Source organism: Nocardia sputorum (assembly GCF_027924405.1).
Classification (GTDB): domain Bacteria; phylum Actinomycetota; class Actinomycetes; order Mycobacteriales; family Mycobacteriaceae; genus Nocardia; species Nocardia sputorum.
Genome location: NZ_AP026978.1, coordinates 3,956,664 through 3,974,180, shown reverse-complemented (window position 1 = coordinate 3,974,180; position 17,517 = coordinate 3,956,664). Strand labels below are relative to the sequence as shown.

1 protein-coding gene is annotated in these 17,517 nt (G+C 71.8%); it reads left to right on the top strand.

Translation table 11 applies throughout. The annotated features are described in order from the left end of the window. The first annotated feature begins 764 nt into the window (after positions 1-764). On the top strand, positions 765-17,474 hold the full coding sequence (locus tag QMG86_RS17810) for a type I polyketide synthase (protein WP_281873419.1): 16,710 nt from the start codon (positions 765-767) through the stop codon (positions 17,472-17,474). Positions 17,475-17,517: the final 43 nt, after the last annotated feature.

Here is a 17,517-nt window from a genome sequence, read left to right as displayed (position 1 = left end):
AGTGTTTCCTATCGGGGCCCTCGGTGAGAGCCGAGTAGTCGAGGTTTTCAGCAAACGGTTCTGTCGCATCGCTGCGCGGCGCGGGCCGGAGTCGGCCGGTGTGCTTCGCTCGGACGCGGCACGGCTCAGGCCGCTGATCCGCAGCGCCGCGGGGGTTCTGGTCCGTGGTTTGCTCGTCCGGTGAAGTGGCGTGCACGCTCGGCGTTCGCACATGCCATGGCGGCAATCGGTCCGGTGCGGTGCATTCGCGCGGCCGCTTCGAGGCCGCAGGGACCTCCCTGATTCGACCTCGGGGGCCTGGGAACGCGCGCCGGATCTTTGCGCGAACGAGCGGTTCGCGGATCACTTGCGGGAAAGCGGAACGGCTGGCAGGCTAACGCTCAGCACGCGACTGGACGCTTGTCCTGGCGCTTTGCCTGCCGAAGAAAGATTGCAAATGTGCTATGGATTCGTCTTCTCAGCTCTGGGAAGTAAGGTGCTCGCCTCGGATAAAGATCCGTGGTACACAGGATGTTCCGCTGTGTCGGCTTTTCCGTCACTGAGGGTGACGTCGAGATGTCCATCTCGATAACCGCGGAGAAACATTCCTCCGTGGAAATACGCGGTCGCGACGCGCGCCGGCCTCGTCTGCCGCTCGCGGGCGCCTCGACCGGCTGCTTCGGCACCGATACCTGACCGAACCACTCGGTAGTTCTTGCGAACCCGCGCCGCTGCTCGCGCCGCCGGGTTTCTTTGTCGACCCTGCGATACCCGGGATGTGAAACGTGGACAACGGCGCTGGCGACTCGTCCGACCGCATGTTGGAGTACCTGAAGAAGGTCACCGTCGAACTCATGACGACGCGCGACGATCTGACCCAGCTGCGGGAGAAGATCGACGAACCGATCGCGATCGTCGGCATGAGCTGCCGGTATCCGGGCGGGGCCGCGTCGCCGGAGCAGTTGTGGGAGCTGGTCGCGGCGGAAGTGGACGCCGTGGGCGAGTTCCCGGCCGACCGGGGCTGGGATCTGGAGGGGCTGTTCGACCCGGACCCGGACCGGTTCGGAAAGGTGTACACGCGTTCGGGTGGCTTCCTGCGGGACGCGGGCGACTTCGACGCGGGATTCTTCGGCATCGGTCCCCGGGAGGCGGCGGCGACCGACCCGCAGCAGCGGCTGCTGCTGGAGGCTTCCTGGGAAGCGCTGGAGAACGCCGGTATCGCCCCGACCTCGCTGCGCGGCAGCGATACCGGCGTATTCGCGGGCGTGATGTACGAGGACTACGAGCACACCGCCAGAGCGGCCGGACCCATCGCGGAGGGCTACGCGGGAATCGGTTCGACGGGCAGCGTGGTCTCCGGCCGGGTGGCCTACACGCTGGGCCTGGAAGGCCCCGCCGTGTCGGTGGATACAGCGTGTTCGTCGTCGCTGGTGGCCATCCACCTGGCCTGCCAGGCCCTGCGCCGCGGCGAGACATCCCTCGTGCTGGCCGGTGGCGTCACGGTGATGTCGACGCCGTTCCTGTTCATCGAATTCTCCCGGCAGCGTGGGTTGTCGGCGGACGGGCGCTGTAAGGCGTTCTCGGCGTCGGCGGACGGCGTGGGCTGGGGCGAGGGCGTGGGTGTGCTGGTGCTGGAGCGTTTGTCGGACGCGCGGCGCGCGGGGCACGAGGTGCTGGCGGTGATTCGTGGATCTGCGGTGAATCAGGACGGCGCGAGCAACGGATTGACCGCGCCGAACGGTCCGTCGCAGGAGCGGGTGATCGCGGCCGCGCTGGCCGCGGCCGGGCTGACGCCCACGGACGTGGACGCGGTGGAGGCACACGGCACGGGCACCTCGCTCGGCGATCCGATCGAGGCGCAGGCACTGATCGCCGCGTACGGACAGCAGCGCGACGAGCCGCTGCGCATCGGCTCGCTGAAGTCGAACATCGGTCATTCGCAGGCGGCGGCGGGTGTCGGCGGCGTGATCAAGATGGTGCAGGCGCTGCGGCACGAGACGTTGCCGAAGACCTTGCACGTGGACGCGCCGTCGCCGCACGTGGATTGGTCGGCGGGTTCGGTGCGGTTGTTGACGCAGGCGGAGCGGTGGCCTGCCGGAGAACGGGTGCGCCGGGCGGGTGTCTCGTCGTTCGGGATCAGTGGGACGAACGCGCATGTGATCGTGGAGGAAGCGCCCGCGCCGGTATCCGGCGACGAGCCGGCGGACCGCGACGCCGGGCCCGCTTGCGCGGCCGACGCCGTGCCGTTGCTCGTGTCGGCTAAGACAGAGGAGGCGCTGCGCGCCCAGGCAGCCCGGTTGCACGAGTGGCTGCTCGGACATCCGGACGCCGACCCGTGGAGCGTGGCGTCCGCGCTGATCGAGACCAGGGCGCAATGGAACCGCCGCGCCGCGGTGGTCGGCGGCGATCGAGACCAGTTGCTGTCCGGATTGGCGGAGCTGGCGGCCGGCGCCGCAGATGGTGCGCTCGACGGTGTCGGCTTACCGGGGAAGACGGCGTTCTTGTTCACGGGTCAGGGTGCGCAGCGGGTGGGTATGGGGGCGGGGTTGTATGCGGCGTTTCCGGTGTTTGCTGCGGTTTTCGATGAGTTGTGTGGGGAGTTCGATCCGCTGTTGGGGGTTTCGTTGCGGGATGTTGTGTTCGGGGTGGGGGGTGGGGGTTTGGTGGATCGTACGGAGTTCACGCAGCCTGCGTTGTTCGCCTTTGAGGTGGCGTTGTTCCGGTTGGTGGAGTCGTTCGGGATCGTTCCGGATGTGGTGATCGGTCATTCGATCGGTGAGTTGGTGGCGGCGTATGTGGCGGGGGTGTGGTCGAGGGCTGATGCGTGTGCGTTGGTGGCGGCGCGGGGGCGGTTGATGGGTGGGTTGCCCGAAGGCGGCGCCATGCTCGCCGCCGCGGTGACCGAGCAGCGCGCCGTCGAGCTCATCGCCGCGCACGGGAACGCGCTGTCGGTGGCAGCCGTGAACGGCCCGTCGTCGGTCGTGATCTCCGGTGACGCGGACGCCGTCGATCAAGTCGAGCGACAGCTGTCGGATGCGGGCGTCAAGACATCCCGGCTGCGTGTCAGCCATGCGTTCCATTCCGCGCGGATGGACCCCATGCTGGCCGAATTCCGCGCCGTCGCCCAGCGGCTGACGTACCGGACGCCCACGGTCGCGGTGGTATCGAATGTCTCCGGCGTGCTCGCCGAGGCCGAACTGACCGACCCGGGATACTGGGTCGAGCAGTTGCGCGGTTGTGTGCGGTTCGCGCCGGGGGTGGACGCCCTGGTGGCCGCCGGCGTCCGCCGCTTCGTCGAAATCGGCCCGGACGCGGTGCTCGCGGCGACGACACGCCGGTGCCTGGCCGAACATCCGGAGGTGGAAGCCGAGTCGATGGTGACCGCCGCGTCACGTCGTTCGGCCGATGAGGTGACGCAGTACGTCACCATGCTCGCGCACGCCCACACGGCCGGTATCGACGTGCACTGGCGGCCGCTGTTCGCCGGCCGGCCGCTGACCCGCGTGGCCCTGCCGACGTATGCGTTCCAACGACAGCGGTACTGGTTGGAACCGCTCGCGATCGAGGCGTCACTGAAGTCATCGGATCATCCGATGCTCACCGGCGCCGTGCCGTTGGCCGGGCGGGACGAATGGCTGTTCACCGGCCGGCTGTCGGTGCGGACGCATCCGTGGCTGGCCGACCACGTCGCCTTCGGGTCGGTGCTGCTGCCGGGCACCGCCTTCGTGGAACTGGCGCTGACCGCGGGCGCCCGGCTCGGCACCGATCTCGTCGAGGAACTGCTGCTGGAGGCGCCGCTGCTGCTCGCCGACGACACGGCGGTCGACGTCCAGCTGACCGTCGAACCCGCCGACGAGGCGGGCGGGCGCCGGTTCGTCATCTATTCGCGCGCGGTCGCGGCCGAGGATGCCGATGCGGGCGAGTGGGTGCCGCATGCCAACGGTGTCCTCGCCCCCGGGACGGAAGGTGTTCCCGCGTGGGTCGAATCGAGCTGGTCCGCCTCGGCAGAGGACGCGGAATGGCCGCCGGCCGAGGCCGAACCCGTGCCGGTGGACCGGCTCTACGACCGGTTGGCGCGCCTCGGGTTCGATTACGGCCCGGTGTTCCAGGGCGTCACGTCGGCCTGGCGTGACGGTGACGACCTGCTCGCGGAGGTGTCGCTGCCAGCCGAATCGGGCGATCAGGCACCGGCTTTCGGGATGCACCCCGCCCTGCTGGACGCCGCCTTCCACACCGCGATCACCGAACTGGCCCAGGACATGCCCGCGGGCAGGCTGCCGCTGCCGTTCTCGTTCGGCGGGGTCCGGCTGTACCGCGCGGGGACGGCCGCCGTCCGGGTGCGGCTGGAGCGCTCGGGCGCCGGACGCGTTCGGGTGACCGCCGTCGACGACACCGGTGCGCCCGTGCTGAGCCTGGAATCGCTCACCGCTCGCCCGGTGGATGCCGAGGCGCTCGGCCGCGGGGCCGGGCGGCGCGCCTCCTTGTCGGACATCGAATGGGTCCCGGTGCCTGCGGCCCCGGGCGGGACGGCCGCGACGGTCGCGCTGCTCGGCGACGCCGAGGTGGCCGGTGCCGAGCGCCGCGGCGAGGAACTCGCGGATCTGCTCGGCGACCAGGCGCCGGAGATCGTCGTGTGGTCGCCCACCGGGGCAGGGAGCGACGCGCCGGCACGGACGCGAGCCTGGCTGCGGGCGACGCTGGAGCTGTTGCGGGCGTGGCAGGCCGGGGAACGCGGGCGCGAGGCGCGACTGGTGATCCTGACGCGGGGAGCCGCCGGCCTGCCGGACGAGCGGCCGGACCCGGCGGGCGCGGCGGTGTGCGGCCTGGTGCGCAGTGCCCAGGCCGAGCACCCCGGCCGGTTCGTTCTCCTGGACGCCGCTCCGGAGGACGACGTCACCGCCGAGGTGGTCACCGCGGCGGTGCGGTCGGACGAACCGCAGCTGGCCGTGCGCGGCGGTGGACTGCGCGTCCCTCGGCTGCGCAAGCAGCACGCGGCGGTGACGGCGGACGGCGATTCGTTCGGCCCGGGCGCGGTGCTGATCACCGGCGGCACCGGCGGACTGGGAGCGGAGGTGGCGCGGCACGTCGTCGCCACGCACGGCGCGCGGCGACTGGTGCTGGTGTCGCGGCGCGGTGAACACGCCGACGGGGTGGCCGCGCTGGTCGGCGAGCTGACCGCCGCGGGCGCGCGGGTGCGCGTGGCGGCCTGCGACGTGAGCGATCGGGCCGCGGTCGCGGCGCTGCTGGCCGGACTGTCCGGCGAATTCGCGCCCAGCGCGGTGATCCATTCCGCGGGTGTGCTCGACGACGCCACCATCGAGACCTTGACCGCCGGGCAGCTCGATCGGGTGCTGGCGTCGAAGGCCGACGCCGCGTGGCATCTGCACGAGCTGACCCGCGACCTCGCGGCCTTCGTGCTGTTCTCCTCGGTCGCGGGTGCGGTCGGCGCTCCCGGCCAGGGCAACTACGCTGCGGCGAACGCGTTCCTGGACGCGCTGGCGTTCCGGCGGCGCGCGGCGGGCCTGCCCGCGGTATCGATCGCGTGGGGCTCGTGGAACCAGAGCATCGGCATGACCAGCGGTCTGGGCGGCGCGGCGATGGCGCGGATGGGCCGGCTCGGCGTGCGGCCGTTGACGACGGCGGACGGCTTGGCGCTGTTCGATCGCGCCCTCGCCGCGCCGTCGCCGGTCCTGATCGCGACGGAGTTCGATACCGAGGCGCTGGCGGTGCAGGCCCGCGAAGGGGCGCTGCCGCGGCTGCTGCAGTCGATCGTCGCGGTGCCCGTGCGGCGGGCCGCCGACACGAGCGGGACGTTGGCGCGGCGCTTGGCCACCGCGCCGGAACAGGAGCGTGCGGCGATCGTGCTGGACGTCGTGCGCGAACAGGTCGCCGGTGTGCTCGGCCATATCTCCGGCGACGCCATCGACCCCGCCGCGCCGTTCACCGAGCTCGGCTTCGATTCGCTGGCCGGGGTGGAGTTCCGCAATCGCCTCGCCAAGGCCACCGGCGTGCAGCTGCCGTCCACGCTGGTGTTCGACCATCCCACCGCCGCGGCCGTGGCCGCGTTCGTGCGCTCCCGGGTCGGTGACGGGGACGAGGCGGACGCGGGCCGCGCCGCCCGCGTCAAACGCCGCGTCCGCACCGACGAGCCCATCGCGATCGTGGGCATGAGCTGCCGGTACCCGGGCGGCGTCAGCTCACCCGACGGGCTGTGGGAGCTGGTGGCGGCCGGAACGGACGCGATCGGCGAGTTCCCGGCCGACCGCGGCTGGGATCTGGACCGGCTGTTCCATCCCGATCCCGACCATTCCGGGACCTCGTATCTGCGGTACGGCGGCTTCCTCTCCGACGTCGCGGAGTTCGACGCGGGATTCTTCGGGATCGGGCCGCGGGAGGCGGCGGCCATGGATCCCCAGCAGCGCTTACTGCTCGAGGCGTCCTGGGAAGCGCTGGAGCACGCCGGCATCGACCCGGCGTCGTTGCGCGGCAGCGACGCGGGCGTTTTCACCGGCGTGTCGTACCAGGACTACGAGGAGATCGCCAAAGCCGCGGGCGCGATCGCGGAAGGTTATGTCGGCACCGGCTCGACCAGCAGCGTGCTCTCCGGCCGGGTCGCCTACACGCTGGGTCTGGAAGGTCCGGCGGTAACCGTGGATACGGCGTGTTCGTCGTCTCTGGTGGCCATCCATCTGGCCTGTCAGGCACTGCGCCAAGGGGAGAGTTCGCTGGTGCTGGCCAGTGGCGCGCAGGTGATGTCGACGCCGTTCATGTTCTTGGAATTCTCCCGTCAGCGCGGGTTGTCGCGCGACGGGCGCTGTAAGGCGTTCTCGGCGTCGGCGGACGGCGTGGGCTGGTCCGAGGGTGTCGGTGTGCTGGTGCTGGAGCGTTTGTCGGACGCGCGGCGCGCGGGGCACGAGGTGCTGGCGGTGATTCGCGGTTCGGCGGTGAATCAGGACGGCGCGAGCAATGGTTTGACCGCGCCGAACGGTCCGTCGCAGGAGCGGGTGATCGCTTCGGCGCTGGCCGCGGCGGGGTTGGCGCCCGCGGATGTGGATGTGGTGGAGGCACACGGCACCGGGACGCCGCTGGGTGATCCGATCGAGGCACAAGCGCTGATCGCGACCTACGGACAAGGGCGCGCGGAACCGTTGTGGGTCGGATCCCTGAAATCGAATATCGGTCATTCGCAAGCCGCCTCGGGGATCGGCGGCGTGATCAAGATCGTGCAGGCGCTGCGGCACGAGACGTTGCCGAAGACCTTGCACGTGGACGCGCCGTCGCCGCACGTGGATTGGTCGGCGGGCGCGGTGCGGCTGCTCACCGAGGAACGGCCGTGGCCCGCGTCGGTGGACCGGGTGCGCCGGGCCGGTGTGTCCTCGTTCGGGATCAGCGGCACCAACGCGCACCTGATCCTCGAGGAGGCCGCCGCGGGCGCGGAGCACGCCGCCGCGCCGGTCACCACGGACGGTCCCGCCGCGGGCGCGGGCATGGTGCCGCTGGTGGTGTCGGCGAAAACCGAAGCGGGACTGCGTGCGCAGGCCGCCCGGCTGCGCGAGTGGGTGGCGGCGCATCCGGAGGCGGACCCGGCGGATGTCGCGCACACCCTGCTGACCACGCGCACGCGGTTCGATCGGCGCGGCGTCGTCATCGCGGGCGACCGCGAGGCCATGCTGACCGGACTGGCGGACCTGGCGGCGGGTGTTTCGTCACCGGGGGTGGCGGAAGGCGCTTCGGTCGGCGGCAAGATCGCGTTCTTGTTCACGGGTCAGGGTGCGCAGCGGGTGGGTATGGGGGCGGGGTTGTATGCGGCGTTTCCGGTGTTTGCTGCGGTTTTCGATGAGTTGTGTGGGGAGTTCGATCCGCTGTTGGGGGTTTCGTTGCGGGATGTTGTGTTCGGGGTGGGGGGTGGGGGTTTGGTGGATCGTACGGAGTTCACGCAGCCTGCGTTGTTCGCCTTTGAGGTGGCGTTGTTCCGGTTGGTGGAGTCGTTCGGGATCGTTCCGGATGTGGTGATCGGTCATTCGATCGGTGAGTTGGTGGCGGCGTATGTGGCGGGGGTGTGGTCGAGGGCTGATGCGTGTGCGTTGGTGGCGGCGCGGGGGCGGTTGATGGGTGGGTTGCCCGAAGGCGGCGCCATGCTCGCCGCCGCGCTTCCACAGGAGCGGGCGGCCGAAGCCATCGCCGGATTCCGCGGGCGGCTGTCCATCGCGGCGGTGAACGGGCCGTCGGCGATCGTGTTCTCCGGCACGGAGGACGCCATCGCCGAACTCGAACTCGAACTCGCCGCCGAGGGGGTCAAGACAACCCGGTTGCGAGTCAGTCACGCGTTCCACTCGGCGCTGATGGAACCCATGCTGCCGGAATTCGAGGCGTTGGCGGCCGGAATCACCTACGGCAGTCCACTGTTGCCGGTGATCTCCAACGTGTTCGGGGTCGTCGGCGGCGAGGCGTTCTCCGACTCCCTGTACTGGGCAGGTCACGTGCGCGACACCGTCCGTTACGCCCGAGGTGTCGACACCCTGGTGGACCTGGGTGTCCGGCGATTCCTGGAGCTGGGGCCGGACGCCGTGCTGGCCGCGATGACGCGGCAGTGCCTGCCCGAGGAGGTCGGGGCCCGATCACTGGTCGCGGCGGCCGGACGGCGCGGCGTCGACGAGGTGCGGCATTTCCTGACCTTCCTCGCCCACGCCCACAACAGCGGCATCGAGGTGCACTGGGAGCCCTTGCTCGCGGGCCGGTCTTCGAAGCGTCTCGCGTTGCCCACCTACGCCTTCCAGCGACGGCGCTATTGGCTGGACGTGGTCCGGCCGGTCGCGGCGGGCTCCATCGATCATCCGATCCTGCTGGACGCGGTGCCGGTGGCGGGCAAGGACGAATGGCTGTTCACCGGACAGCTGTCGGATGCCCGGCATCCGTGGGTCGCCGACCACGTGGTGTTCGGTACACCGGTGGTCCCGGCGACCACCTACCTCGAACTGATGTCGGCGATCGGCGACCGGCTCGGAGCGCGCTCGGTCGAGGAGATGCAACTGGACATCCCGCTCGCCCTCGCTGAGCGCACCGTCGACGTGCAGGTGGCGGTCGGTGCGGCCGAAGCCGACGGACGGCGGCGTTTCACCCTCTACTCCCGCACCGCGGACCTCGACGACGCCGAGGCGTGGGTCCCCCATGCCGGTGGCGTGCTCGCCGCCGACCCCGGCCCCGGCCACTCCACCGGCTGGGATCGGATCTGGCCGCCCGCAGGCGCGGAACAGCTCGACGAAGAGGCGATCTATCGCCGGATCGCGCACCTGGGCATGGAATACGGTCCCGCCTTCCGCGGCATGCGCGCGGCGTGGCGACGCGGCGACGAAGTGTTCGCGGAAGTATCGCTGGACGACGTCACCGCCGCGCGGGCATCGGGCTACGGTATCCACCCCGCGTTGTTCGACGCCTGTCTGCACCCCGCGCTCGACTTCGTCATGAACGACCTGCCCGCCGGACGGGTGCCGCTGCCGGTCACGGTCGGTGGGCTGCGGACGGTCCGGTCGGGCTCCGGGCCGGTGCGGGTTCGCGCGGTGCTGTCCGGCGGTTACCGGATCCGGATGGATGTCGTGGACGAGAACGGCGCACCGGTGCTGAGCGTGGACTCCTTGGTGGTGCATCCGGTCGAGCGGCGCACCGTGGATCGGGTCCGGTCGAATACGGCGCCGGTGCCGCTGCACGGGCTGGAGTGGGTGCCGGTGTCCACCGGCCACGCCGGGCCGGCGGGAACGATGGCGATGCTGGGCGCGGGCAGCGTGGCGGGAATCGACCTGCGCGTCACCGACCCGCGCGAACCGGACGGCGGCGATCCGGACGCGGCGACGATCGTCTGGGCAGTCGAGACCGCCGAAGCGGTGGACGCCGATCCGGCTGAAGCGGCCCGGCACTGGGTCACGCGGACAGTGGAACTGGCGCGGTCGTGGCTCACCGATACGCGGTACGACCGCGCCCGGCTGGTCGTGGTCACTCGTAACGCGCTCGGGTTGCCGGGTGAATCGCCCGACCCGGCGGCCGCTGCCGTCGCGGGTCTGCTGCGCAGCGTGCAGGCGGAACATCCGGGCCGGATCGTGCTCATCGATCGGGACGGCGACATCGACGCCGGGGCGGTGTCGGCGGCGCTGGCCGCGGGCGAACCGCAGGTCGCGGTGCGCGACGGCCGGTTGTCGGTGCCCCGGGTGCGCCGGATCGCGGCGGCACCGGGAACGGGGACGATCTCGTTCGGGACGGGCACGGTGCTGGTGACCGGCGGCACCAGCGGTCTGGGCGCGCTGATCGCGCGACATCTGGTGTCCGAGCACGGGATTCGGCGACTCTTGCTGGTCTCGCGACGTGGTCCTGACGCCGCGGGGGTCACCGAACTCGTCGCGGACCTGTCGGCGCTGGGCGCCCAGGTGGACGTCCAGGCGTGTGACATCGCGGATCGCGGCGACCTCGCCGCGGTCCTGGCGGCGGTACCGGAGGAATTCCCGTTGTCCGGCATCGTGCACGCCGCGGGTGTGGTCGATGACGGGACGGTCGAGACCCTGACCGCCGCGCAGGTGGACCGCGTGCTGCGCCCGAAGGTGGACGGGACCTGGCTGCTGCACGACGCGACGCGGGACGCGAAAGTCTCGGCCTTCGTGGTGTTCTCGTCGGTCGCCGGGCTGGCCGGATCCCCCGGGCAGGGCAACTACGCGGCGGCGAACTCGTTCGCCGACGCGGTGGTCCGGATGCGCCGTACCGCGGGCCTGCCCGCCGTATCGGTGGCCTGGGGTCCGTGGAACGCGGGCACCGGGATGACCGCCGACCTCGGTCCGGCGGGGTTGGAACGGCTGCGGCGCTTGGGTTTCCGCCCGCTCGGCGACACAACGGGGCTGTCGCTGTTCGACGCTTCGCTCACCGCGGGGTCGGCGCTGGTGGTGGGCGCGGAATTCGATCGATCGGGGCTGGCGGAGCAGGCCGAGGCGGGAGCCTTGCCCGCACTGCTGAGTGCGCTGGCCCCCGCGTCGGCGCGGCCGGGCCGCACCGGCGGGGAGCCGGTCGGACGGCTGGCCGCGGCCACGCCCGCCGACCGCGCCGAAGTGGCCCTCGCCGTCACCCGGGAACAGGCGGCCGCGGTACTCGGACACGCCTCGGCGGAGGCGATCGACCCCGAGACCGCGTTCACCGAGCTGGGTTTCGACTCGCTGGCGGGTGTGGAATTCCGGAACCGCCTCGCCAAGGCCACCGGACTATCGCTGCCCTCGACCCTGGTGTTCGATCACCCGAGCGCCCGCGTGGTGGCGGAGTTCCTCGTGTCCAGGATCGGCGACGCTCCGGCCGCGCGGCCACGCCCGGCGCGGATGACGCCACGGACCCGGGTCGACGAGCCGATCGCCATCGTCGGAATGAGCTGCCGGTATCCCGGCGGCGTGAGTTCGGCGGAGCAGCTGTGGCAGCTTCTGGTCTCGGGTACGGACGCGATCACGCCGTTCCCCACGGACCGGGGCTGGGACCTCGATCGGCTGTACCATCCGGACCCGGACCAGCCCGGCACCACCTACGTGCGCGAGGGCGGATTCCTCACCGACGCGGGCGCGTTCGACCCCGCCTTCTTCGGAATCGGCCCCCGTGAGGCGACGGCCATGGACCCGCAGCAGCGGCTGATGCTGGAGGCCGCCTGGGAAGCCTTGGAAGACGCGGGCATCGATCCGACCGCGCTGCGCGGCAGTGACACCGGAGTCTTCGTCGGCGCCACCCCGTCCGGCTATTCCGAGCGGGTGGTCGGCGCGTACGAGGGCTTCCGGATGACCGGCAACTCCGACAGCGTCACCTCGGGACGGGTGGCCTATGTCCTGGGCCTGCAGGGTCCGGCCATGACGGTGGACACGGCGTGCTCGTCCTCCTTGGTGGCCCTGCACCTGGCCTGCCAGGCGCTGCGGAACGGGGAGACGTCGCTGGCGCTGGCCGGCGGAGTCACCGTGTCGGGCAGCCCGGAGCTGTACGTGGACTTCGCGCGGCAGCGGGGGCTGGCCCCCGACGGGCGGTGTAAATCCTTCGCCGCCGCCGCGGACGGTGTCGGCTGGTCGGAAGGGGTCGGCGTGCTGGCCCTGGAACGGCTTTCGGACGCCCGGCGGTCGGGCCACGAGGTGCTGGCGGTGATCCGGGGTTCGGCGGTGAACCAGGACGGCGCGTCGAACGGCCTGACCGCGCCGAACGGTCCGTCGCAGGAGCGGGTGATCGCGGCGGCGCTGGCGGCGGCGGGCCTGGAACCGGCCGACGTCGACGCGGTGGAGGCACACGGAACGGGAACGCCGCTGGGCGATCCCATCGAAGCGCAGGCCTTGATCGCGACTTACGGTCAGGGTCGGCGCGAACCCGTGCGGGTCGGCTCGCTGAAGTCGAATATCGGCCATTCGGTCGCGGCCTCGGGCGTGGGCGGCGTGATCAAGATGGTGCAGGCGCTGCGGCACGAGATGCTGCCGAAGACGCTGCACGTGGATGCCCCCTCGCCGCATGTGGATTGGTCGGCGGGGTCGGTGCGGTTGCTGACCGAGGCGGAGCCCTGGCCCGCCGGGGAGCGGGTACGGCGTGCGGGGGTGTCGTCGTTCGGGATCAGCGGGACGAACGCGCACGTCGTCGTCGAAGAAGCGCCCGCACGCGACCGACAGCCCGCCGTGCGCGACCGCGGATCCGAGCCGGACCGCGTGATCGCGTGGGTGGTCTCGGCGAAATCGGAGGCCGGTCTGCGGGCGCAGGCCGAGCGGCTGCGCGCGTGGGCGGTCGAGCATCCGGACGCCGATGCCGGTTCCATCGGACGCTCGCTGGTGCAGACCCGCGCGCAGCTGGAGTGGCGCGGCGCCGTCGTCGGCGATGATCGGCAGCAATTGCTGGCGGGACTCGCGGAATTGGCGGCCGGTCCTGGGTCCGGTGTGATCGAGGGGACGGCAGGCTCGGGCAGGACCGCGTTCCTGTTCACCGGCCAGGGCTCGCAGCGAGTGGGCATGGGCGCCGAGCTGTACGCGTCCTACCCCGTCTTCGCCCAGGCGCTCGACGAAGTGTGCGCCGAATTCGACCGGCTGCGGGAGAACGCCGCCGGTGCGGCGCAGACGGCCCCGACCGGCGATCCGGCGCCGTCGTTGCGGGAGGTGATGTTCGCCGATCCGTCGGGTGTGCTGGATCGGACGGAGTGGACGCAGCCCGCGTTGTTCGCGTTCGAGGTGGCGTTGTTCCGGTTGGTGGAGTCGTTCGGCGTGTTCCCGGACGTGTTGATCGGGCACTCCATCGGCGAGCTGGTGGCGGCGTATGCGGCGGGGGTGTGGTCGCTGCCGGACGCGTGCGCTCTGGTGGCGGCGCGCGGACGGTTGATGGGTGCGCTGCCGGAGGACGGCGCCATGCTGGCGGTGTCCCTTCCGGAAACCGATGCCTTGCCACTGCTCACCGGCTTCGGGGATCGCGCCTCGATCGCCGCGGTGAACGGACCGGAGGCGGTGGTGCTCTCCGGTGACGAGGACGCGATCGGCGAACTGGAACGGACCATCGCGGCGCAGGGGCACAAGACGACGCGACTGAAGGTGAGCCACGCGTTCCACTCCGCGCGGATGGAACCCGCGCTGGCCGCGTTCCGCGCCGTCGCCGGAGAACTGACCTACCGGCAACCGTTGGTGCCGATCGTGTCGAATGTGACCGGGGCCGTGGGGGATACCTTCACCGACCCGGAGTACTGGGTCGGGCAGATCCGCGCCGCGGTCCGGTTCGCGCCCGGTATCCGGGCGTTGGCCGACACCGGCGCGCGCCGGTTCCTCGAGATAGGTCCGGACGCCGTGCTCACGGCCATGACCCGCGGCTGCCTCGGGGACGAGGCCGCGAACGGATGGCTGACCGCCGCCGCGAGCCGCCGCGTGGGTGCGGAAGCGCGGCACTTCGTGACCTTCCTGGCCCGCGCGCACGTCGCCGGGCTGGCGGTGGACTGGCAACCGCTGTGGGAGGGCAGCGCGGCGCGCCGAGTTTCGTTGCCGACGTACGCGTTCGATCATCAGCGGTATTGGCTCACCGCCACCGAACACACCCCCGACGTGCGGTCCTCCGGTCTGGACGAGGTCGACCATCCGCTGCTCGGCGCCGCCGTCTGGCTGCCGGACTCCCGCGGTGTGGTGGCGACCGGCCGTCTGTCGCTGGCGAGCCATCCGTGGCTGGCCGACCACATGATCGGCGGAACCGTGCTGTTGCCGGGGACGGCCTTCGCCGAGCTGGCGCTGTACCTCGGCGCGATGACCGGCAATCCGCGCCTGGCCGAGCTCGTGGTGACGGCGCCCCTGGCGGTCCCGGCCGACGGCTCGGTCGAATTGCGGGTGCTGGCGGACGGCCCCGACGACACCGGCGCGCGTGCGGTGTCGGTGTATTCGCGTCCGCATCGCGTCGGCACGCCGGAACAGGCGGAATGGATCCGGCACGCCACCGGATCCCTTGTCCCGCAGACGACGACGGCCGAGACGACCCCCATGACGGAACCCTGGCCGCCGGCCGGGGCGCTGCCGGTGGACGTCAGCGATATGTACACCGAGTTCGCCGACCGCGGCTACGGGCACGGGCCGTTGTTCCAGGGGCTGACCGCACTGTGGCGGCGCGGCGACGAGGTCTTCGCGGAGGTGCGCCTGCCCGGACAAGAGCATTCGGCGGCCGACCGATTCGGGCTGCATCCGGCGTTGCTGGATGCGGCGCTGCACGCGATCCGGTTCACCGGGCTCACCGGGGAGCCCGCCGCGGACGAGATCTACGTCCCCTACTCGTGGGAGGACGTGGACCTGCACGCCGTGGGTGCGGGCGCGGCGCGGGTACGGTTGGCCGCGGCCGAGCCCCGATCCGGGGACCGGGACAACCAGCCGATCGCGGTGACGCTCACCGACGCGCACGGAGAGCAGATCTTCCGGGTCGCGGCGTTGACCATGCGCCCGATCCCGATCGACGCGCTGCGGACCGCCGGCGCCGCCCGCACCGGGCACGACCCGTATCGGCTCCGGTGGGTGCCCGCGCCGGCCGGGGAGCGCGCCGGACTCGTCGTGGATGAGGACTGGGCGTTTGTCGGCGACGACGAGATCGTGCGCGTAGACGGAGGTTCCGTCGCGGTGCTCCGGATCGAGGACACACCGGCGGACAGCGATGTGCCCGATGTGCTGCGCACCCGGCTCACCGATACGGCGCAAGGGATCACCGAACTCCTGACCCGCCACAACCGTGTCGTCGTCGTCACCCGCGGAGCGGTCGCCGTGACACCCACAGCACCGGTGGACCTCGCCGGAGCGGCGGTGTGGGGGCTGCTGCGCAGCGGACAGCACGAGAACCCGGGCCGGATCCTCCTCGTCGACGTGGCGGCCTGGGCGGGGTACCGCCGTGCCGTCGCGACGCTGCTGGCCATGGCCGACGAATCCCAGGCGGCCGTGCGTGACGGTGCCGTGTACGTGCCCCGGTTGAGCCGGAGCGCGGCCGGCGAGCACGGAAGGCCCGCTCCTCGACCGAATCCCGACGGCACGGTGCTGATCACCGGCGGCACCGGAAGCCTCGGCGGGCTCACGGCCCGGCATCTGGTCGCCGCGCACGGTGTGCGCAGGGTGCTGCTGGCGAGCAGGCGCGGCCCGGACGCGCCGGGCGCCGCGGAACTGGCGGCGGAACTGGCCGGACTGGGCGCGCACGTGCAGGTGGTGGCCTGTGATGTGAGCGACCGGGCGGCGGTCGACCGGCTGCTGTCGACCATCGCGCCGGAACATCCGCTGACCGCCGTCGTGCACACCGCGGGAACACTCGCCGATGGACTCCTGGCCGACCTCACCCCGGCGCGCCTCGCCGCCGTGCTCCGGCCCAAGGCGGACGCGGCCTGGTACCTGCACGAAGCCACCGCCGATCTCGAGTTGTCGATGTTCGTGCTGTTCTCCTCGTTCGCGGGCACGATCGGCAGCCCGGGACAGGCCAACTACGCGGCGGCGAACGCCTTCCTCGACGCGCTCGCGCAGCACCGGCACCACCGCGGACTGCCCGCCACCTCGCTCGCGTGGGGACCGTGGCGCGCGGAGAGCGGAATGACGAGCACCCTCACCGGCACCGACATCGCGCGGATGCGCCGCGAGGGTCTGATGCCACTCGACGACGACTACGGAATGTCCTTGCTGGACAGCGCCATAGCCGGAGGCGAGCCGACCGGTGTCGGCGCGCGTCTGGATCCCGCGGTGCTGAACGCCCTCGCCGCGGCGGGCGCGTTGCCCAGGATGCTCGGCGCCCTGGTCACCGCGGCGCCGCGCCGGGCGGGCGGAGCGCGGTCGCTGGCACGGCAACTGGCCGCGACCGCCGAAGCGGAGCGCCCCGGCGTGGTGCTCGCCGCCGTGCGCGAGCACATCGCGGCGAGCCTCGGCCACACCTCGGGCGAGGCGATCGATCCACGGGCTCCGTTCACGGAGCTGGGATTCGACTCTCTGGCGGGCATCGAGTTCCGCAATCGCTTGGCCGAGACCACCGGGCTGACGCTGCCGTCGACCCTCGTCTTCGACCATCCCACCGGCGAGGCCCTGGCGGCGTACCTGGTTTCCCGGATCCCGGAGATGGCGCCCGCGGACGTGACCACCGACGCGCCCGCGGCCGTAGTGCCCGTGGAAACCGGGGCGAGGGGCGCGCTCACCGAACTGGTGCTGGCCGCGCACCGGCGCGGCCGGGTCGGCGCGGCGATACCGATGCTGCTGGAGAGCGCGGAACTCGTGGACACCTTCACCGATGTGGCCGGCACGGCGCCGATTCCGCTGAGCAGGGGGACCGGACGGGCGACCCTGCTCTGTGTCCCGTCGTTCGTGGTCGGCACCGGACCGCACCAGTTCGCCCGGCTGGCCAGGGAACTCGGTGCCGACCGGACGATCGCGGCGCTGCGCCTGCCCGGCACGCAGCCGGGCGAGGCGCTGCCCGAATCCTGGGAGGTGCTGCTGGATCACCTGGCGGCGGCGGTGCGCAACCGCGGTGACGAGCGGCCGGTCGTGCTCCTCGGCTATTCGGCAGGCGGCGCGATCGCGCACGCGCTCGCGCATCGGCTGGAGCGGGACGGGCGCGGCCCGGCCGCGGTGATCCTGCTGGACACGTATTCACCCGACGATCCGGAGCAGAACCGCCGGGTGTTGCTGAGCGCGATCGGCTCGGTGCTCGACCTCGGACACGAGGTCACCGAGATCGGGGATCACGGCCTGGTCGCCATGGCGAAATACGCGCGGCTGTTCGAGCAACGCCTGCCGCTGCCGATCACCGCGCCGACGTTCGACCTGCGGGCCGCGACGCCGCTGCCGGGGCTGGACCTCGCCGAGCCGGTGCCGGCCTGGCTGCACACCGGCGAGACGGTCGAGCTCGACGCCGACCATTTCTCGATCATCGGCGCGGCCACCTCGGCCGTCGCGGCCGAGATACGGCGCTGGCTGGGCGAACTCGATGAAACGGAGCCGGCGCTCGCGCGCTCGGCGGCAGGCAGTGACGGTGCTCCGCGGTGACCGCCGGGCGGGCGTGACACGTGGCATCGAAGAGGCGAGACAG